This is a genomic window from Pannus brasiliensis CCIBt3594 (assembly GCF_036688125.1).
GTDB lineage: Bacteria > Cyanobacteriota > Cyanobacteriia > Cyanobacteriales > Microcystaceae > Pannus > Pannus brasiliensis.
This window is the reverse complement of record NZ_JBAFSM010000056.1, coordinates 1-20,722: the sequence shown is the minus strand read 5'-3', so window position 1 is coordinate 20,722 and position 20,722 is coordinate 1. Positions and strand designations below refer to the sequence as shown.

Sequence of the window (20,722 nt, the reverse complement as noted above, 5' to 3'; positions counted from 1 at the left end):
TAAGATGGGGTAAGCGATTTTAAAGCGACGGCTCCCCGCGAACCTCTGTCGGGGAAGCCAGAAAATAAATCAAACCCGATTCATCTCGATATTTCAAATCGAAATTCCGCCCGATGTACTCGATAAATCGAGGGTTACTAACCTGTAGCTTTTCGTGTTGGGAAGCGGCGATCCCGAGCCAATCGGCCCCTTTGCCCCGCAAATCGTTTAACATCGCGATTAACGCTCGATCCGATCCGGACGGTAGATCCTCCCACCAGGGAATTTTCGACCAGGCCGGGGGGAAAATCCAACCCCGTCTCCGGCTGTAATAGATCATCACCGGGGTTCCCACCTCGTCGGCGATACTGAGAACCAGATCGTCGGGTTTCGCGAGAGCGCGCAGTTCCAAACCGAGTCGGTAACTGGGCGCGATATAAGGCTTGTACACGATACCGAGTCCGCGATACCCGTAAGCGCGAACGGTTAAGAGGATAGCGAGTACCCCCGCGAGCGCCACCGAGAAATGGAATCGCCGTTTTAGAAAGGCGGCGAGGGTGACGAGCGCGTGTCCGGACAGTGCCGCCCCCGGGGGATTAATCAGATGAAAATTGTACGGTTGCTCGACTAGATGCTTACAACCGATCAGGTAATACCAGCCCACCCCGACCAGCCACCAATGGAAAAACCAGGGAGCTTTGCCGATCGAGTTTTTCCCCTCCCGCGACCGGTACGGGGGGCGTACCATCAGTCCGGCCAGAACCAGCGCGATCGCCGGTTTCGTCCAGAACCAGCTACTGAAAACCGAATAGAGTTGCGGTAGATAGTATTTCTCGCGGAGCCACTCGATGAATCCGCGATCCCATAGCCAACTGCCCGCGCCGGCGAAATGGAAGGGAGGGTAATTCAGGGCTAGATACCGCGCCCAGAGATAGTACGCGACAACGGGGATAAGAGCCAGTCCCGTCGCGATCGCGAGAGGTAAAAGCCCCCGGAGATCGAGTCTCCGTCTACCCCGTAAAATAGTGACGCTCGCGTAAATCATCGGGATGGCCACGATCGCGCCGGTCAGCTTGGTTAGAACCCCCCACGCGCCGATCGAGCTTGCCAGGACGAGATAGGGTAAACGTTCGGTCTGACAGTAGCGGACGAGCAACCAGGCGGAAGTGGTGATCAGGGCGACCATCGCGGGGTCGGGCAAAAATTGCCGATCGACAAAAACGCTCCCCGGAATCACCGCCATGACCGCGGCCGCCATCAAACCCCGCTCCCGATCCCAAACGCTCGCGGTGAGTTTATAGAGGGCGAAAATTCCCCATAGCCCGAAACAAACGGCGATCGAGCGCCCGATCGGGTCGTGCTGACCGAAGACGGTATACAGTAAGGCGGCTAGATAGCTGACGGTTTGTAGTTCGCGCCCGTTATAGCTCGGGCCGGGACCGTCCCAACTAATTTCCGGGTACAAGATATTCCAGTTACCGCGGAAAAAATTCTCCGCCATCATCGCGGTACTGGCCTCTCGCCAACTATTGCTCTCGACGAAGGGTTGATCGATCGCCTCGAAACGAAAGATCGCCGCCAGGACGAGGATGACCACCAGCAAGAACCGCGCGCGAGCGTTCGTGATTTTCATCGGACGGGAAAACCTCCTTCGACGGGCGGAAAAATCGCGAGCGAACGCTTTCGCTCGAATGGATTCGGACTCCTTCCGCCGATTTTCTCAAAACAGGAAAGACTTGCCGGTAAGGGGAAAAGGTGGACGGGATTTGCCTTTTCTCTCGGGAATTCAATCGTCCCCCGTACCGGATAGAACCGCGGGAATCGTCCCGAGCAAGATCGCGAGATCTTTCCAGAGCGTCCATGCCCGGAGGTATTCGAGATCGCGGCGCTCGATCGTTCCCGGATCGCGCGGTTCGGCCCGTTCCGTCAGCCGCCAGAGTCCGGTGATTCCGGGCAGTGCCTTCCCGTGTTTTCGCGCGGGCGAACCGGGCCGGAGCGCCTCGGGAATCGTTCCCGGACGCGTCCCCACGAAACTGATCTCGCCGCGCAGGACGTTCACCAGTCGCGGCAGTTCGTCCAGGCCGTACCGGCGGCGATCGCCCGTACCCGGCGGGGAGGGGGAGTCCGCGTCCACCCGCGCCGGGCGGAATTCGAGGAGTTGAAACAGTCGCCCGTTCTCTCCCACGCGCCACTGTCGGGAGAACAGCGGCCCGGACGAGTCGGTTCGGGCTTTATAAGCGAGCGCGAGGAAGATAGGGCCGGACAGGAGCAGGAGAAAAGCGGCGATCGCCCGATCGAGGAGCCGTTTTACCCGCCAGGACAAGAATTCGCGCCCGATCGGGGCGGTTCTCCCGGACAATCGCAGGATCGGCGTTTTCCCCGCCCGCCCGCAGGCGTTCGCCCAAAACTCGATCGCTTCTGCCCCGAGCGCGGGATCGAGACACACCTCTCTCACCTTGGAGCGGCTCAAGCAATCGATTAACCAGCGCTCGTTCTCTAGCGCCGGGAGGGATAACCGGTTTCCCCCGTCCGTCGCCCGTACCCAGAGAACCCGGCTACGCCATTTCAGAGAACAGGGGGGACAACCCGAGCCGGAAAACGGGGCTTCCGACGGTAGGGATATAATCTGATACCGTTTCAAGAGAACGCTAGATGTCATCGTTGTTACACCTTCCGCTTGGGGTAGGAGTCGGGAGTCGGGAGCCGGGAGGGGGGTTTCGGGAAACCCGCCCGTACCGGGGTCGGGATTCAGTTTCTGGCGGAGGATTCCTTGGAAAAGGAGACTTGACCGTTACGCTCGGCGATCTCGCGCGGGTAAGATACCTCTCGCGCGCCGTTGGCGATGATACCCAGGGGGGATAACGGTCTGAGTCGTTCCGTGGCCTCGGCGATCTGGGATTGGGTAACTCGATCGAGCCGGGCCACCAGAATCGTCCCCTTCGCTTGCGAGGCGATCTGCAAGGCATCCACCCGACCTAAAATCGCCGGGGTATCGAGCAGGATCAAATCGTAAAGCCGCCCGAATTCCTCCATCAGTTCCTCCATGCGTCGGGAGGTCAACAGTTTGACGGGATCTTTCGGCTTCGGCCCGGCGGTCAGTAAATCGATACTCGATCCCGCGAACGAGAGCGCGTGGGGGGAGGGTCGATCGCTCTCCCCGGCCAGCCAGTTGGACAGTCCCTGGTCGTTGGGCAGTTGAAACAGTTCGTGGAGGAACGGTTCGCGCAGGTTGGCATCGATCACCAGCACCCGCCGGTGTAAACGTCCCGCGCTCAGGGCCAGCCCCAGGGTTAGCGTCGATTTTCCCTCGCCGGGTAGGGTCGAGGCGATCGCCAGCGATCGGCGCGTCGTGCCGGGTTCGAGCAGTTGTAGGGTCTTGTAAATGAGATCCAGGGATTCCCGGAACGGTTGCCAGCCGACGATCGACAGGATCGGCGAGGTTTCCTCCGGCGACGCGCGCCACGGGAAACCGAGATTCGCCCCCCGCGCCTCTAGCGGTCGCCATTTGGGGGTGGCACCCAACAGGGGGAGGACTCCCTGCCGTTCCAGTTGATCCGAGGTGTGGATCGAATCGTCCAGCGTCTCGCGCGCGAACGCGGCGATCCCCCCCACGAATAGGGCGACCACCCCGGCGACCAACAGATCTCGCGCCCGGTTCGGGCCGACCTTGACCCCGGCTCGCGGCGACTCCACCACCTGCCAGTTAAACCCGCCCCGATCGAGTTCGATCGCTAACGTCTGCTGGGCTTGTAACAGTTGTTGGAGCGTGGTTCGCCGTACCTCTACCTCCTGCGAGAGCCGATTGTACTCGGAGATCCACGCGGGAAAACGCGCCAGTTCGGCCTGTAGTTGGGCTTCCGTTTTCGCCAGACTCCTCTCTCGCTCCTGTAGACCCCGCGCGGCGAGATCGGTGTTCAGGAGGGTGGTGATCGTTTCCAGGTCGATCGGGCTGTACTGTCCCTGTTTTTGCAGGGCCGTGTCGGATTCGGCCGGCGACGCTTTCCCCAAGATTTTTTCTTTTTCCTCCCGGAGCAGTTTTTGAATATTCTGGCGTTTTTCCAGTAATTCTCGCACTAGCGGGTGAGAGTCGGTAAACATCGAGCGCCGTTCCGCGAGAGCCAGTTCCGTCTCTTGAATATTCGTTAGCAGGTTCTGGTAGCGCGTGGACTGACTCAAGCGGGAAGAATCGAGAACCCGCTCTCCCCCGGGGCGATCGAGGTTTTTTTGCAGGAGTTCCCGGCGAACCCGCGCCTCCCGGTACTGCGCTTTCAGGCTCTCCCGTTCCGCCTCGATCGCCCGGATCCCGGCGACGAGCGTGTTCGCCTCCGCCTGCGGGTCGATCAGGTTATTGGCCGCCCGGAATTGTTTGAGCGCCACCTCGGCCGAGCGCAGATTCTGACGCGCCAGGGGTAACTGTTTATTGACGAAACCCAGTCCGTCGCTCAGACGCTTCTGCTGTTGCTCTAAATTGTATTCCTGGTACACCTCCCGCATCGCCTGGAGAATTTTCAGGGACTCGATCGGATCGCCGGCGGAAAACGCGATATTAAAAATTTTCGTTTCCGTTTTCTCGGTCCGGATCTGTTCGAGAAGCAAGTTCCTCTGAATGGCGGCGATCGTTAATCGCGGATACTCCTTTTTAACTTTATCGATCGCTTTTCGGATGAGGACGGAACCACGCAATAAATTTAATTGCGTGGCGTAGTCGATTTGAAAGTTATTCTCGATAAAAGTATTCGCCGTACCCGACTCTCTTTCCGGTTTCGGTTGATAGTTCGGTTCGACTAAAAGTTGCATGGAACTCATGTAAGTAGGCTTTTTTTGCAGGGCGAAAAAACTCGCTACCAGGAAAACGCTGATAAATACGCCCGAAAACCAAAAGCGTCGCCGCCAGAGGATCGCGAGCAGTTGTCCGTACCCGACATCGGTTGACTCGATCATAGAAATCTCGCTTCAATTACCCGGATAAAAAGAGGAGAGTCGCGGCAGGGAAAAAATATCCGAACTCTCCGGGGCGATCGAGGGGTTTATAGGATCGATCACCGTCTCACCGCTTACCTGCCGGATCAGTTTCGCGATTTTTTCCAAGAAAACTTGTTCCGAAAAATTCTCGATCGCCCGCTCGCGAATCCGCGAATAGTTCCACGAGATCTTTCTCGACTCGACGAGCGCTTCGATTAACCCGGACGGGGTTTGCGGTTTAAATAAGATCCCCGTCTGTCCGGAAATTTGCGTGTCCGTGACTCCCCCGGCCCCGTAGGCGATCACCGGGGTTCCGCTGGCGTTCGCCTCGATCGGGACTAACCCGTAATCTTCCAGCGCCGCGATCACTAAAGCGCGGGCTTTCGCCATTAAATACCCCCGCAGTTTATCGCTCACGTAGCCTAAAAATTGAATATTATCTAACGCTTTCGCCTGTAAACGTTCCCGCTCCGGCCCGTCTCCGACGATCAGTAAGGGCCATCCTAACCAGTTAAAAGCCTCGACGATAATATCGATTCTTTTATACGACAGTAAACGGGAGGAAACCAGGTAAAAGTCCTCTTTTTCATCGAGCGCGAAAAACTTGTCGCTGTCGATGGGATAGTTGATCACGAGCGCGTTTTTGTTGTAGATCTTTTGGATTCTCTCGGCGACGATACTAGAATTCGCGACGTAAATATCCGGGTTGCTCGCCACCCCCAGATCGATCTCTCGCATGAACTCGAAAAACCATTCGATGACGGGGGTGTAAGCGTTAAAGTCTTTATACTCCTGAAGGTAGGTGCGGGTATCCCAGAGAAAACGCGTGACATTATGGCAGAAGCAAATATGTATGGCTTTGGGATTTTTTCTCACCGCTTTCGCGAAGCTAGAGGTGCTACTGATAATGAGATCGTAATCCTGTAGATCCAACATCTGAAAAGCGGGAAAGTACAGGGGGGCGAGCAGGCGAAAATATCGCGACGCGCCGGGGATATTTTGCAGGAAACTCGTCTTCACCCGGCGACTATCCACGGAAATCGTTTTGCGGGGATCGTACAGCGAGGTGAAAATAGGGGCGGAAGGAAAAGCCCGGCAGAGAATTTCAAAGACTCTTTCCGCTCCGCCTCTTTGCGTTAGATAATCATGGACTAAAGCGATTTTCATGTAGGGTAAATTCTGGGAAGTTTACTGAATAAAGTAAGGTCACATTAGCCGATCGGTAGCGAATTTTGGGAGAGGGTACAAGCTATCGAAGATCGGTGAAGAGTTGACCGATCGAGGGAAAGTTTATCTTTCGCTATCTCGCCCTAAAACCGTAGTTCTATTCATAAATTTTCGAGAATTTACCGATCGAGAATCGATCGCTCGCTAGGGCGATAGTCAGGACTTTCGCTAACTAATTTAGTCGTCTAAATTCGCGGTCAACTCTATCGAAAGAGCGAGTTTTTGATGGCTTCTTCTCGATCGCCCCGCGTTTTGGGCGGGATTTCGAGCGTTCACAATTCCCTCGACGCGCTTCTATTCCTACCGAAACCGGGAGATAACATCCCGCGGCCGGCGATACCCTCGTCGAAAATATCGATGCTCTGACCCGTCTCCAAACTAGCTCCCCTCGCTGAATCTATCGAGAGACACCGAAGCGATCGAGTTTTCCCCGATCGATAGACACTAGGATTCTTACCCTCCAGGATGGGTAGAGCGCACTCGCTGGTGTCATCTCCAAGCATCCATAGGTATTCAATACCTAGAAACGGAATTATTCGGGAGTAAGGCGATCGAGCGTCAGGGGTTTTCCCGAAGGGACTCGATCGGGAGATCGGGCGAAATCGACAAGGAACGATCGGGCTCGGTCAAATTTTACAGTTTTTTTTCAAGCCTTCTCTAAAGGGAAAAAAGAGAGAGAGAGAGAATTTATCGTTTCGATTTCCAGACGAAAAAATAGGGGGAAATGAGGGTACGAATGGAGATCGCTCTCTGGTTCATCAGGATGCTTTTTCCTTCGGAAGGCTCGTACTAGCTTATCTATCAATCCACCTAAAGCATAGTTCATCTTTCGGTTTCCGTCAAGCATGAAAAAACGGCTTTTGTTTCGGGAATGTCGCGAAGAATCGCCTCGAATCCTCGACTCGATCGAAGCCTTAAGCTCGCTCTTTATCCCGATGTTCGCTACTGTAACACATTTCCCGTTTGAATTTTGGCAGACCGGATAAATCGAGATTTAGTAATAATTCGACCGACAATTCTTTGTATCTTTAGTAAGAATTTAAAACGATCGGGAAATGTATATTCGTTTACCCCGATCGCGAAAAGTCAGCCGTCAGCCGATCGCGCTGAAAATAGTGGCTAATGCCGGAAAACTCCCGCCTTAAAAGCGATAGGGGCGCGAAACCTCACGCCCCTACCCCGAATTGTCAGTCGATCGCTACCCTCCCCCGACGGTTACAATAACTTCTCCCGTTCGCGGATCGCCAATCCGTGCGCGGGAAAACCCTCGTATTCGGCTAATTTCTCGGTCGTCGCCTTTAATTTCTCGAATCCTTCCGGGGTCACGTAGGCGAGGGTCGATCGCTTGAGGAAATCGTACACCGACACCGCGGAATAGGAACGAGCGAAACCGCCGGTCGGCAAAACGGCATTCACCCCGATCGCGTAAGTGGCCATCGACGAGGGAGTGCGCGTGCCGAGGAGAATTTCCCCCGCATTCTGAATCTTGCCGAGAATGGCGAAAGGATCGTTGACGAGGACTTCCAGATGTTCCGGCGCGTACTCGTTGACGAAGGCGATCGATTCCTCCAGACTATCGGTAAGGATAATCCCCCCGTAGGCCGCCAATCCCTGTTCGCAGAATTCCCGCCGCCAGTCGGGGAGTTTCTGTAAATATTCCGCCGCGTGTCGGCTCGCCTCGATCGCCACTCTCTCGCTGTGGGTAACGAGCAGAGCCGCCGAATCCGACCCGTGTTCCGCCTCGATCAGTAAATCCAACGCCGCCAACCGGGGATCGGTAGACTCGTCCGCGAGAACGATCGATTCACTCGGCCCGGCCGGTAAGCCCACATCCACCGTCCCGAACAGTAACCGTTTCGCCGCCGCCCCGTAGACACTACACGGTCCGGTAATTTTGTCAACCCTCTGAATGCTTTCCGTTCCGAGGGCGAGGGCGGCGATCGCCTGTACGCCACCGAGTTTATAAATTTCCTTCACTCCCGCCATCCGCGCCGCGACGAGGGACACCGGTTCGACATTTCCCTGTTTATCGGGAGGGGTACAGACCACCACTCGATTCACCCCGGCAACCACCGCGGGAATCGCCAGCATCAGCATCATCGACGGAAACGCGCCGCGGCCGCGGGGGACGTAGAGACCGACGTTAGGAATGGGGCTAATTTTCTCCCCGGCGAAAACTCCTTTCTCGATTTCCGCGAGTTGGACTTCTTCCGGCATCTGGCGCCGGTGTACCTCGTGAATATTGCGGAAAGCCTGTTCGATGGCGGTTTTCACGTCCGGTTCGATGGTTTGGAACGCTCGATCGAACTCCGCTTCCGTTACCTTAAGATTATCGACGGTCGCGCCCTCGTAGTCGAAACGCCGGACGAACTCGACCACCCCCGCGTCGCCTTTCTCCCGAATCGTCTCGATAACCGATCGAGCGACATTGAGCGCGTTATCGATGTCTAATTCGGCTCTTTTGAGTAATTTCGCCCGTTCGTCCGGCGTGAGTCCCGCTAACTTTAAAATTCTAACCACTGACTTCTAATCCGCGTAGTGCCTATTTTTCTATAATAATCGTCCGGCGCTTCCCGTCTTAATCCCGGTGACGCGTTTCCACCCACTGCCGGAACAGTTCGACGGAGATTTTCCATCGATCGCCCGCGGGTTCGATGACGGTATGATCTTCTAGGGTTTTCAGGGCTTTTTCGAGGGTTTGTTCCTCTAATGCGGTCAGGCTTTGTATTTCTTCTCGTGTCTGCCCCGATCGATGCGGGGCGAGGATTTTTAAAATCTCCTGTTGTCCGTCCGCTCCCTGTCCAGCTTGGTTCCAGACCCCGGTAAAGTAGTACGTCCCGCGCTGGAAAAATTCCGCGTCAATGGTGTTTTCCACGTCCGCGAGGGTAAAACGGGGGTCGCGGGGACGTTGTTTCTCGAATACCTCGTTATTGTAGAAGCGGACGAGATGAAATCCGACCAATTGCACCAGATACGGCTGGCCGCGGGTGAGTTCGTAGATTTTATCCAACGCTTCCGAAGTGTAGTCGAGAGGGAAATCCTCTTCTTCCCCCGCGGGATTGGCGAGGATGACGCGGGTAGCGGCCCCGGAGAGAAATGTAACGGGAATCGGGTAAACACTGCCGAAAAAGGGATTAAAATAATCGGCGGTCATCTCTTCTAGGGTATGCAGTCCGGCGAAGATAAAGGACAGATTCGGACTCATCTGGACGAGAGAACGGAGATAACCGAGAAAATTCCGCGGTAGGGTTCCCGCTTCGATTAACTCTTCGATAATCTCGAACTCGTCTAGGGCTAGAATTAAGCAACGTTTCTGTTTTTCAGGCAGGATACGGGTTAGGAGATCGCTTAGGTAGCGATTAAAAGTAATTTCGGGCAATTGTAGGATTTTTTCTTCATCTGGAATAGAAATATCGAGTTTACGGCCGATCTCGTCAGCGATCGCCAGCAGAACCTCGCCGAGTTCGGATACGGTGACTAAGCGTTGTAAGTTGATATAGATAACGGGGATGCCGGGGTCGAGATGGGAATCAAGGTTTCGTAAAATCGAGGTTTTCCCCATGCGACGATGACCGAAGAGAACCACCGATTGCAGGGTATTTCCCGACCAAAGCGACTCGAATTCCCGCGTAATGTCCCCGCGTCCGACAAAACGTTTCCCGATGACGGGATCGCCGATAATGTAGGGATTGCTAACCGGTCGCGTGATGGTGACGTTTCCCACCGTTCCCGCGATCGATTCGCTGACTTCTAACCATTTTCGGGCAATTTTGAGGATTAAATCTTTTTCGGCGATAGGTAGCGTTTCGGATTGGTTATCGAGAATATCGCGTAGTTCACCGATAGCGCGGTTTAGAGCTAGGGATCTAACGGATTGGGAAGAACTGCCGTTGATTAAGAGAAACTCTTCGATAACTCGATTGAAACTGGTAATCGCTTTCCAAGTCAAAGGACGTAATCGCGGTTCGTCGGGAATGGGGGAAGATTCGAGAGACACGATACTTTCTAGATCTTCGGCGAGAGGGAATCGGTGTAAAGTATGGGCGAGGGTGTACATTTCCTCGCCGTAGGGAAGGGAACGAACGACGGCGAAGGCTTCTCCGGCTTTATCGGCTTTTTTTTTGTGGAGATACCAGAAACCCGCCGCGGTGGGGCATTGAGGCGTATCTTGCGAAAATGGAGCCGGCCTCAAAGACTTAGAAACCGTTTCTAGTAATTTCCAGTCATGAGGGCTTTCTGCAAGATGGGACACGCGATCAACGATTTCGCAGGATGGAAATTCAGCTAAAGCGCGATTAACTGCCGTAAGCACGGGGCTAAATTGCAAACTATAGGCTAATAATTGATTGATATTGTAGATTCCCGCTTCCCAATCTCGCTGTAACCACAGATATATTAGCGAAGATAGCCCGCTCAACGGAAGACAAGCCATCCGAGGTAAGAGACGGAAAAAGAAACGATCTCGAAAAAAAAGGCTCATCAACCAAATATCGGGGCGTAGCAGGAAAAAGACAGTTGTCATACCTGCGGTCAAGCCGAACGCCAGGCCTCTTCTCACAATTTCCATCACATCTACTGCCACATCTACTACCATACCTACCACCACGGCGATCGTGCCTACCATCACGCCGGATACCATACCTACCACCACGCCGAGCGCGCCTACCACCACGCCCCAAGCCGCACCGAACGCTATGCCTGCTGTCATGCCTATTGCGCTTCCCGCCACACTCCACGCCATGCCCCACGCCACACCGAACGCCACACCGAACGCCACACCTCCCACACCGAACGCCACGCCAGCCACCACACCGAGCGCCACACCGAACGCCACACCGAATACCACGCCTCCCGTTCCCGTCATGCCCAACACCACGCCGGCCACCACACTGACCACCACGCCGGCCACCACATCGAACCAATTAATAGAAACTCCCAATCTTTCTAACAAGGTACAGAAAAAAATTGGGGTGATAACGGTCAATAAAATTCCCTGTATCCACAATCGCGACTGAACGGGATGTTTGCGGAGAAAGCGGATTTTGTCCTGCCATGTTTTTTGTTTTCTGAAATCTTCTCCCCCTCCTTTGGTTTCCACGTACCACCGTATCGCCTGCGGGAAATACAACACCCACCACAACAGCAGGAGATAATCGAAGGGATTCCATAGCGATAATGTCCGATTCAGCTTCGGGGCGAGGTCGAGACGGGGGACGGGCGATTCCTTCATGAGAGGTACGGATTATTTCTAATATAATTGCCTAAATATTCCAATCGGTTAATCATCTCGTCCGCCGAAAGCAGAGATTTTAGGGTTAAAATCCCTCTCACCTGTTGCCCGATCGAATATTTCTGCTGACAACCGACGATAATTCCCGCGTGATGTCTATTCTCCAGAAGAAAAATACGATGTAAACGGCAGAAATCCTCGACATTAAAGGTATAAATGACCCGATGCCGTTCAAACGCCCAAAGCAATTGTTCTTCATCGGAGAAACTTAAACGATTAGCCTCGGCCGTCGTGAGAACATCTACCGAAGCGTTCCTCAAAGCTTGGATCAAGCTTTTTTGATTGGTATCCTCGTCTAGATAGAGAGCGATTTCATTAAAATTTGTCATCGAGCGATCGATTCATTCTCTAAAGTTTTACAAGCTTCATAATAGGCGGATATATCGGCATCAATTTCCGCTTGATTGGCGTAATAATAGGAGAGAGCGGCGTAAATCTTCGCTAGACTCAAATGGGGTTTATTTTCTAGAATTTCTTCCGGGGTCATTCCCGATCGAATGTCGATAACGATATTTCTCACCGTGATCCGACTATCTTTAATTCGCGGTCTTCCCCCGCAAATTTCGGGGTCACTAACGATCAAAGTACCGATATCTGTAACGGTAGCCATACTCACCTCTAGGCATTTAGTTTTTCTTTATATAATTGATGACAGCCATACATTAATTTTCTCGGATTTATTCCAAGTTTTTCTGCCGATTGTCTCGATTGATGGATAATGTTTTGAATTTCCGCTTCGGTAAAAGTTATTCCCGTATCCGTAAGACGATTCCAGATAAAAACTTTCGCCTCCTCGTTATTCCATCCTGAAAAACCGATCGGATGACAAATTCCGTGAAAAGGGGAATCATTTTTCTCACTATCGGGGAATAAAACATCTAGAGCTTGATTGGCGGCGACCACTAATCGTAGTGGTGGATCGTTTTGATTAGCCAAAGATCTTAAATACCTCCTGACTTTAATACTAAAATAGTTTTCTCGCATATCATCAACTACATCTAATAGTAGCAAAATTTTTCGATTCTCTAATTCTTGGGATAATCGCCTAATCCGCTCGCGGTGATTTTTCTGTACGGGAATATTCAGACTAGAGGAGAACTTTTCGTAAAAATCCACATCGCCGAAGATCCCTCCCAAATCCAGATAGATAGGCTTTCGGGGTTGTCGCAGATATTGCACGGCTTGATAATAAACCGCCCAAAGTAAAGTTGTTTTACCGCTTCCGGACTCCCCGATAATCGCGGCATGAGCCCCGCTATTTAATTGCTCGCAAATCTCTTTAACTTCCTTCTCCCGTCCGAAAATCTTATCGGGTTTATCAATTCCTCCCGATAGCGGGATAAAGGGATTCTCCGCACTTCTTTTCGGCTTCAACTCGGGAAAACACGCGAAAATCGTACTGACGGGAATCGCCCTCCCTCCCAAATCGCTACGCTTGTCGCGAGTGATCCTTACTACCCCGCACACTTTTCCCGTCCGAAGATTTAGAAGCGGCGCCCCACTGAAACCGGGCTGTACCTGCCCCCGCTGAAACGTGATTAAAGGATATTCATCCCCCGTTAGATCGATATAATCGAAATCCCTCGGATCGCCATCGACCTTATATTCTTTATCATCGTATTGGGGATACCCGAAAGTATAGAGTTTGTCTTCCGGTTGTAAGTCCTCATCCAAACACACGCGCTCGTGATCGAGATCTTCCACCAGTTGTAATAAGGCTAGATCTCCTTGAGATCGATCAAACCCCTTTAGATATTTCGCCGTATAATCCTGTCCTGTCCACTGTACCGAAACGATTTTATCGCTTTCTTTGACCCCTTCCACCACATGAAAACAGGTTAGAATCAACCCCGGCGCGACGAAAAAACCCGTTCCAGGCTTGCCCGCCGCCCGTAATCTGACCGTACACTCCCGTAACAAGGCTCGATCGATCATCGTCTAAATCTAGCTCATCCACCCCATTCGAGAGTGATCTTTAAATTTCCTTTCCCCTGTCCCTCGACGATCAGAGCCGTCAATTTCCCCGATTTTACCGCGACCTCCACGCCGAATTCAACCGTCGCTTTCTTGGGTTTAACCTTTTCAATCGTCGCCGCGATCGATTGGGTAATCGCCTCGATCGTATCGGCTACATCCTGAAAATCGAATAAATTCCCCGAAACCTCTTCCTCGCCGCCTAAATCTCTTGTTTCTACCAATACGGTCACGTTCTCGTTAACTTTCACGGGAATCACTTCCGATCGATCTCCCATAGCCCCTCTCCTAACGATTGATTCTGACAGAATACTCCCACGATCGCTCTCGGCGATTTCAACCATAATATCACAGGAGCTATTCCTTTAGGATGAGTTAGACGGCAGGGATTTTCGATATTCTAGCGAGGATCGATCGCTCCGTCGCGATCCATCTTTTCAAATACAGTTCCGACGCGATGGGGTGGTGGGTTACGCCTCGCGCTTCCCACCCTACGGTTTTCCGGTTTCTTGTAGGTCGATTTCGGCCGAGGCGGGCATTCCGGGTTTCGCGTAGTTTTTCTCCTGATCGATCGATAATTTCACGCCGAATACTTGTCGCACCCGGTCTTTAGGAAAATAGATATTTTCCGGGGTAAAAGAGGCTTTAGCATCGATCGAACTGACGCGGGCCGGTAGCGCTCGATCGGGAGCGGAATCGAGGAACACCCGCGCCGGTTTACCGACGTAAATTTTGCCGATATCTCCCTCCGGCACGTAGGCGCGCATATAGATCGATTTCGGGTCGATAACGGTTAATAAAGTTTTCCCGCTCGTTACGACGGCTCCCGGCTCCAGCGGACGATCCTGCACGATGCTGGTGACGGGACTTTTCACCTGAAACGATTCTAAACGTTTTTCTAATTGCTGTCGGTTGGCGATCGCCGCGTTCACTCGGGCCCGCGCGGCCGCTAATCGGGCGATCGCCTGTTCTTTCTGTTGTTGGGTCGCGGTTAACTGACTACCGCGGATCGTCGGGTTGAGCGCGGTCGATCGAGTTTGGGTGAGGTTTCCCCGCGTCGCTTGTAATTGTCGCTCGGCCGTATTTACCGCGGCTTGGCGCGCCACTAGAGTCGCCTTCGCGGTTTCCAGTTCGGCGGCGGCCGTGTCCGCATCCGCCCGCGCTCGATCGAACTGTTGCCGGCTCACCACTCCCTCGGCGAATAACTGCTCGTAACGCTCTCGATCGGCCCTGGCCAGTTGTAATTGTGCCGCCGCTCGTTTTATCTCCGCCTCGGCCCGTTTTACTTCCGCGATCGCCTGTTCCACTCCCGCTTGACTCGCCGCGACGTTCGATTCCGCCTGACTGACTCGCCCCGCGGTATCTTCCCTCGCTTGGGCTACATTCAGCCGCGCTTCCTCGATCCGGCTCTCCGCGACACTGATATCGAATTTAGCTTGCGCTTCCTCCTGTTTAGCGGCGTTTACTTCGGCGATCGCCGCTTGTAACTGCTGGTTCACTTCCTCGTCGGTGATGACCGCGATTACCTGACCGGCTTTCACCGCATCCCCCTCGCGAAATAGAATGCGATCGATCCGTCCCCCGGTTTTCGCGCCGATATCGGTTTCATCCGCCTCGATACGACCGCTCACGCTTAAAAACGTGGGCGCGGGAACCGGCGCGAACTGCCGCCACCCCAAATAACCGGCCGTTGCAAGGGCGGCGACTCCCACTAGGATACGCGGGTCGAATTTCCGTTTCTCGCGGGCCGCGGGTAGATCGGGAGCGGGAATCGATCGGGCCATCGCTCTGACCTCTAAGTTTTGCAAAGGTTTCTACTCTCGATCGTACTAGACCGTCTAGTATGATTTTAGGAAATGTTAGAAAAATTTAATGAGCCTTCATGCCCAACCTAACGCCCTCCCCCGAAACCGACCTCGCCCCCCCGACGGGAACCCCGCGCCAGAATTCTAAGCGGGAGGCGATATTACAGGGCGCGATGCGGGTATTCTCTCGATCGGGATACGCGGGAACGAGCATGGATCGGGTGGCCGCCGAGGCGGGAGTGTCTAAACAGACGATTTATAGCCACTTTCAGGATAAAGAGGGGCTTTTCACGGCGATGATGGAGCGAGTGACGATCGGGCGCTTCCAGTCGGTGTTAACGATGGATAGTCAGCAAGGGGAACCGGCGATCCTGTTAGAGAGATTCGCGACGGAATTTCTCGAAAAAATCGTCGATGAGGAATACGTGGGGTTTTTACGGCTGATTATCGCGGAATCGATGAAATTTCCCGAACTGGCGAAACTGTACGGGCGAACGGTGGTGCAGAGAGGACGGGAACTGATGGCGGATTTTTTCCGAAAACATCCGGAGTTCGGATTTGCCGACGAGGAGGCCGTGGCGCATATTTTTATCGGTTCTCTGGTGTCTTACGTGTTAGCGCAGGAAATTTTTTACGGGAAGGAAAGTTTCCCGTTAGCGCGCGATCGACTGGTGAAAAGTCTGTTGGGGCTTCTGCTTTCAGAATAACACCGCCTCCTCGGAACGATCCCGGATTCCGCGCCGGTGGCGAATTGATTTTGTATTGACAATAATGTATATACAATTCATGAACTAACTGAATATCGGCTAGAAAAGCGAACGAGCGAGAGAGAAAACGATATGAGCGAAACCGGTGAACGTAAATTTTTCCCCGATATGTCCCTAGATGAGCGACAAAAGAAATTTCTAGCGATGTCCGATGAAGAGAGCGACTACTCGGATATTCCTCCCCTCGATGACGAGTTCTTCAAAAACGCGCGACCGGTAAAACGGACTCCGCGGACGGAACAGATCGGCATCCGCATCGATACGGAAGTGATCGAGTGGTTCAAGCGTCGCGCGCGCGGAAGAGGCTATCAAACCCTCATCAATGACGTACTCCGAACCTACGTGAGACATCATATCGAATCGGAGCGATAGGGCGCGGGAAAAGTTCTCCCGGTCGATCGCTTTTAAAGAGCGTCCTTATTAATTTGTTCTACACTGAAAGAGCGAGCGCGAAGGAAACAACCATGAGTCAAACCCCGATAACCGTCACCTATTCCCTAGAAGAAGTTCTCACGCAAATCAACCGAAAATTAGACAATCTCCAGAAAGATGTTAACGATTCTCGATTAGAAACTAAAGTGGCTATTCAAGAATTGAAAGGAGATATTAAATCTTTAGACGAGAAAGTGAACGGATTGAGTAAACGTCTGGACAATCAAGAATTTGTCAGTCGCGGGATTCTCGTCGCTCTCGTCGTGGCGATCATAGGCGGTGCGGCGAAATTATTCGGCTGGGTAGGCAATCCGTAAATTCGATCTCGATCGATTCTCCCGAAAATCCTTTCTTTTCCGTCCGAACGCTTTATCTCTAAAAGTTGTATGAGCGATATTCTCGAAATTCTCCAAGACGATTACCGACGCTTTCCGGTGGATCAAACCTACGACATCTACGCGGAAAACGTGTATTTTAAAGACCCGATGAACGAATTCCGGGGGATAAAACGCTATCGCGAGATGATCGGTTTTATGTCCACCTGGTTTCAAGACATCCGCATGGATCTCCATAGTATCGATCGAAACGGCGATCGCATCGATACACGCTGGACACTGCACTGGACGACCCCGCTACCGTGGCGGCCGCGGATCGCCATTCCCGGACGTAGCGAATTAACCCTCGACGCGAGCGATCGAATTATCTCCCATATCGATTACTGGGACATCTCCAAACCCGACGTGATCGCCCAACATTTCCGATTCTCGCCCCGGACGGAACGGAGAGATTCGGGGGTATGATGGAACGGTAGAACGAAAGACTAGGAGCGATCGATTGACTATTCCCGCGCTCACCCATCTCGATTATCTCCCCTATCTCGACAGTGACAGCAAACTCCCGGACGACTGGCAGGGAAAGATCGGCGTTTACGCGATTTTCGACGAGGGGAAAACGTTACGATTCGTCGGCTATTCCCGCGACGTTTATTTAAGTTTAAAACAGCATCTCGCCCGACAGCCGCGCGCTTGTTACTGGCTGAAAGTTCACACCGTCGATCGCCCTAGCCGCACCCTTCTCGAAGAGATCCGCCAAGCGTGGAGATCGGAAAATGGCGGCATGGAAGGGGATGAAAAATCCTGGACGGAACCGATCGACGCGCGGCGATCGATGACCGAAGAAGAACGAGAAAGTTACGATCGGGCCGAGGAGAGCGATCGGGGGAAAATCTTAAAAAACATCGCCCGACGTGTCGAGAGCGAGATTAAAGAAGAGTTAGAAAATCGAGGGGTAAAGATGGAATTTCGCTTCAACCCGAAATTAAAAGAACAGGGGTTATTAGATTTAAAATAAAGTTCTAGCGAATAAAAATTTCGGGGTAGGAAGCCCTAACCCCGAAATCGTTTAATAGAACTTAGTAGAACACATTAGTAGCGTTTCTGTCTGTTACCGCCACCGAAAGAAGCGCGTTCCTCGCGTTCGCGGGCTTGGTTCACTTTGAGATCCCGTCCCATCCACTGCGCTCCATCTAGCGCGGTGATCGCGGCGGTTTCTTGATCCGGCGATTCCATTTCCACGAAGGCGAAACCGCGCTTGCGACCGCTCTCGCGATCGACGGGAATATAGACGCGTTGCACCTTGCCGTACTCCGTGAAGACCTCTACTAAATCTTCTTGGGAAATCTCGTAAGAGAGATTGCCGACAAAAATAGACATATAACTGAATCCTCGATCGATACTCGAAATTGATGTAGAGAAGCGAAATTGTGGAGGAAGCCGACCAATACTAACGTAAAAAACTTTACCGAATTAATACTGACAACGAACTTGAACACCAAACCGAACTCTCTACCAAGATTATAGCATATAGTGTTCCCCAAGTGTCGAGCCGTATCGTTACGTTACGTTACGATCGAAACCGGTCGTCCGGGATCAGATATTGTCGCGGCCGAACGCGCGGAGTCCCGTCCGAAAAAATCCCGAGCGTTTCGATCGGTATTCCGCGAAACCTTGAAACGCGCGTTTTCCATAAAAAATCAATTTTTTCGTGTTTTTTAAACAAGAGCGAGACTTTCGATTTTCACGGAAAAAACCTTTTCTTTTCCCTCCCCAAACTCCTGTCTTCTTTCGGAAGACCTCCGACAACCGGAAAAATTTGAGATCGAATTTAACGTAAAAACTACGTTTTCAAGGGGATTGAGAAAAAAATAGATTATTTCACATTTCTGTAACCTATTTACTTTTCCCTTCTTCTCCTGACTCCTGACTCCCACCAAACCCGAGAGCTTTTTAATTTTTACAGGAGGTCTAGGTTTTCAACTTTTGTAGCGCTTCGTCTACCTGTTGGATTCCCTTGGTGTTTCCCTTGGATTCGTAGAGCTTTCTGGCTCGATCGAGAGCGGATCTCGCGTCGATCGCCCGTTTCCGTCCCGCGTAAGCGCGACCGAGAGCGAGATAGACATCCGGATTATCGGGCGCGATCTCGGCCAGTTCCTCGTAGGTGATCACCGCGCCGAGATAGTCCTCCCGCGCCAGATAGACGCGACCGATGCCCGCGCGCGCCTCGATCGATCTCGGTTCTAAAGAACTAGCTCTACGATACGCGCTCAGGGCTTCCTCTAGACGGGTCTGTTTCTCTAATAAAATCCCGATCTTCAACTGTACGGGGAAATCGCGGGGGTTCTGGCGGGCGATCGTCTGAAGGATCTCGGTTCCCCCGTTTAAATCCCCTCTCGCTAACATCACGCTCGCCAGTTGTAGCCGCAGTTCGTTATTATTCGGATACTTTCTCAGCGCTTTTTGCAGGAAATCTAGAGCCTCGTCGGTTCTTCCCCGCTCGATCAGCGCCACGCCCATGATCTCGTGGGCTTGCTGGTTATTCGGATCGAGCGCGAGTACCCATTGATAGACCTCGCTGGCTTTCTCGTAGTTTTTCTGTCGCAGTAACACCACCCCGAGACCGAGATAGTGTTTCACCTGTTTCGGTTCGAGTTGGATCGCGTAATAGTAGGCGGTGGCGGCGTTCTCGTAATCGCCCGCGTTCGCCAGACTGTAGGCGAGGGCGTGAAAGAATTCGGCATTGCTCGGATCGAGTTCGATCGCCCGACGATAGGCGATCGACGCGGCGTTATAATCGCCCTGTCGGGTTTGTAAAAAACCGATCGCCGAGAAAACGCGGGGGTTTCTGTCGTCGAGGGCGGCGGCTTGTTCGTAGACGGCGAGCGCCTCGCTATATCTGCCCGCCTTAACCAACTGCCGCCCCTGACGGATTAGGTCGCTAATCTGTTTCCGGGAGTTCCCGGCGATCTCGATCGGCGACGTTCCCGAGAGCGCGACGGCCGGAACCGATCCGACCGGCGCGAGTAAACCAATTAAAAGTAGGCAATAGATCGATCGATTCATCGGTTTATCTCGGTTAACGACCTCTCCCCATATTTTTCAAAAAACCCCTTGACAAAAAACAAGCGATATGTATTAGTCTCGAAGATTGTTTTTCGCTTCACTGGCGACCTGAGCGCTTCGATCGCCCGTCAACTGTTCGAGGGCGGTCATGGCCTCGTCCCCTCCCAATCGTCCCAACGCTTGCGCGAGACGATAGCGGAGTTGCCAATCATCGTGGGTAACGAGAGGAACGAGTAAGGAGACGGCGCGGGGGTCGCCGAGTTCCCCCAGGGCGCTCACGGCGGAGATCTTGACCAGATCGTATTCGGAAGAGAGGGCTTCACTCAGGAGATCGAATCCCCGCGGTTCCCCCAATTCCCCCAAGGCCGCCACGATACTCACCTGAAGCAACCAATCCGAACTCTGCTGGTAGAGATCGCGGAGATCGTCGTAAGCATCGGTGAGTTTTAATCCACCGATCGCGTCGGCGGCGGCCGCTTTCACGTCCGTTTCCGGATCGTTGTGCAAACGTTCGCGCAGGAGGGTTAACGCGGTATCGAGATCCTGTTTACCGAGGGGATCGAGTTGACTGATGGCGGCGTAGCGAACGCGAGCGTTAACATCGTTAACCAGCGGCCGGATCATCTCGAAAGCGACTTTCGGATCGAGTTGACGGAGACGGTTGATCCCCGAGAGGCGATCGCCGTAGTCATCGGAGTCGAGAAGTTGTTGGACGGATTCGGGGGAATAGCTCATAATCGATGACACCCTGAACATTGAACCGGTCTTAGTATTGTGCCACGTTCGGGAGGCAGGAGGCAGGAGTCAGGAGTCAGGAGGCAGGAGGCAGGAGTCAGGAGGCAGGAGGCAGGAGTCAGGAGGCAGGAGTCAGGAGTCAGGAGGCAGGAG

Annotated in this window: 19 protein-coding genes; 5 read left to right on the top strand and 14 right to left on the bottom strand. The window is 53.1% G+C overall.

Going from position 1 to position 20,722, the window contains the following annotated elements; all coding sequences use genetic code 11:
* Window positions 1-19: 19 nt before the first annotated feature.
* The 11 genes from V0288_RS21225 to V0288_RS21175 all read right to left on the bottom strand — a co-directional run bounded on the left by V0288_RS21225 (window position 20) and on the right by V0288_RS21175 (window position 15,240).
* The gene (locus V0288_RS21225) at window positions 20-1,612 is read right to left on the bottom strand and encodes a glycosyltransferase family 39 protein (RefSeq protein WP_332867176.1); all 1,593 of its coding nucleotides are present in this window, start codon (window positions 1,610-1,612) and stop codon (window positions 20-22) included.
* 153 nt (window positions 1,613-1,765) lie between these two features.
* On the bottom strand, window positions 1,766-2,638 hold the full coding sequence (hepC, locus tag V0288_RS21220) for a heterocyst development glycosyltransferase HepC (protein ID WP_332867175.1): 873 nt from the start codon (window positions 2,636-2,638) through the stop codon (window positions 1,766-1,768).
* An 89-nt stretch (window positions 2,639-2,727) separates the two neighbouring features.
* Window positions 2,728-4,920, bottom strand: a complete 2,193-nt coding sequence (locus V0288_RS21215; RefSeq protein ID WP_332867174.1) for a GumC family protein — start codon at window positions 4,918-4,920, stop codon at window positions 2,728-2,730.
* Between the two features lie 12 nt (window positions 4,921-4,932).
* A complete protein-coding gene (locus V0288_RS21210; protein WP_332867173.1) occupies window positions 4,933-6,108 on the bottom strand; it encodes a glycosyltransferase in 1,176 nt (391 codons plus the stop codon).
* Window positions 6,109-7,383: 1,275 nt separating this feature from the next.
* Window positions 7,384-8,688 (bottom strand): histidinol dehydrogenase, encoded by a 1,305-nt coding sequence (gene hisD, locus V0288_RS21205; RefSeq protein WP_332867172.1) that lies wholly within the window; start codon window positions 8,686-8,688, stop codon window positions 7,384-7,386.
* A 58-nt stretch (window positions 8,689-8,746) separates the two neighbouring features.
* Window positions 8,747-11,398 (bottom strand): AAA family ATPase, encoded by a 2,652-nt coding sequence (locus tag V0288_RS21200; protein ID WP_332867171.1) that lies wholly within the window; start codon window positions 11,396-11,398, stop codon window positions 8,747-8,749.
* Window positions 11,395-11,787 carry a DUF5615 family PIN-like protein gene (locus V0288_RS21195; protein WP_332867170.1) on the bottom strand — a complete coding sequence of 131 codons (393 nt, stop codon included), beginning with the start codon at window positions 11,785-11,787 and terminating at the stop codon, window positions 11,395-11,397. Before V0288_RS21195 ends, V0288_RS21200 begins: the two co-directional genes overlap by 4 nt.
* Entirely contained in the window at window positions 11,784-12,068 is a 285-nt protein-coding gene (locus V0288_RS21190) for a DUF433 domain-containing protein (RefSeq protein ID WP_332867169.1), read from the bottom strand. The genes V0288_RS21195 and V0288_RS21190 overlap by 4 nt, the downstream gene beginning before the upstream one ends.
* Window positions 12,069-12,076: 8 nt before the next feature.
* Entirely contained in the window at window positions 12,077-13,393 is a 1,317-nt protein-coding gene (locus V0288_RS21185) for a serine protease (RefSeq protein ID WP_332867168.1), read from the bottom strand.
* 14 nt (window positions 13,394-13,407) lie between these two features.
* A complete protein-coding gene (locus tag V0288_RS21180; protein WP_332867167.1) occupies window positions 13,408-13,710 on the bottom strand; it encodes a CU044_2847 family protein in 303 nt (100 codons plus the stop codon).
* Between the two features lie 213 nt (window positions 13,711-13,923).
* Window positions 13,924-15,240, bottom strand: a complete 1,317-nt coding sequence (locus V0288_RS21175) for an HlyD family secretion protein (protein WP_332867166.1) — start codon at window positions 15,238-15,240, stop codon at window positions 13,924-13,926.
* Between the two features lie 74 nt (window positions 15,241-15,314).
* On the opposite strand from V0288_RS21175, the gene V0288_RS21170 reads away from it, so the two are divergent.
* From V0288_RS21170 to V0288_RS21150, 5 genes are all read left to right on the top strand, one after another.
* Window positions 15,315-15,944 carry a TetR/AcrR family transcriptional regulator gene (locus V0288_RS21170; protein ID WP_332867165.1) on the top strand — a complete coding sequence of 210 codons (630 nt, stop codon included), beginning with the start codon at window positions 15,315-15,317 and terminating at the stop codon, window positions 15,942-15,944.
* A gap of 132 nt (window positions 15,945-16,076) precedes the next feature.
* Window positions 16,077-16,376 carry a BrnA antitoxin family protein gene (locus V0288_RS21165; protein ID WP_332867164.1) on the top strand — a complete coding sequence of 100 codons (300 nt, stop codon included), beginning with the start codon at window positions 16,077-16,079 and terminating at the stop codon, window positions 16,374-16,376.
* A 92-nt stretch (window positions 16,377-16,468) separates the two neighbouring features.
* Window positions 16,469-16,753, top strand: a complete 285-nt coding sequence (locus V0288_RS21160; protein WP_332867163.1) for a DUF4164 family protein — start codon at window positions 16,469-16,471, stop codon at window positions 16,751-16,753.
* Between the two features lie 69 nt (window positions 16,754-16,822).
* Entirely contained in the window at window positions 16,823-17,236 is a 414-nt protein-coding gene (locus tag V0288_RS21155; protein WP_332867162.1) for a C6orf136 family protein, read from the top strand.
* Between the two features lie 34 nt (window positions 17,237-17,270).
* Entirely contained in the window at window positions 17,271-17,786 is a 516-nt protein-coding gene (locus V0288_RS21150; RefSeq protein WP_332867161.1) for a GIY-YIG nuclease family protein, read from the top strand.
* A 74-nt stretch (window positions 17,787-17,860) separates the two neighbouring features.
* On the opposite strand, the gene V0288_RS21145 is transcribed toward V0288_RS21150, so the two are convergent.
* From V0288_RS21145 to nblB, 3 genes are all read right to left on the bottom strand, one after another.
* Window positions 17,861-18,148 (bottom strand): RNA recognition motif domain-containing protein, encoded by a 288-nt coding sequence (locus V0288_RS21145; RefSeq protein WP_332867160.1) that lies wholly within the window; start codon window positions 18,146-18,148, stop codon window positions 17,861-17,863.
* A gap of 591 nt (window positions 18,149-18,739) precedes the next feature.
* Window positions 18,740-19,834 carry a tetratricopeptide repeat protein gene (locus tag V0288_RS21140; RefSeq protein WP_332867159.1) on the bottom strand — a complete coding sequence of 365 codons (1,095 nt, stop codon included), beginning with the start codon at window positions 19,832-19,834 and terminating at the stop codon, window positions 18,740-18,742.
* A gap of 72 nt (window positions 19,835-19,906) precedes the next feature.
* Window positions 19,907-20,569 carry a phycobilisome degradation protein NblB gene (gene nblB, locus V0288_RS21135; protein ID WP_332867158.1) on the bottom strand — a complete coding sequence of 221 codons (663 nt, stop codon included), beginning with the start codon at window positions 20,567-20,569 and terminating at the stop codon, window positions 19,907-19,909.
* Window positions 20,570-20,722 lie beyond the last annotated feature (153 nt).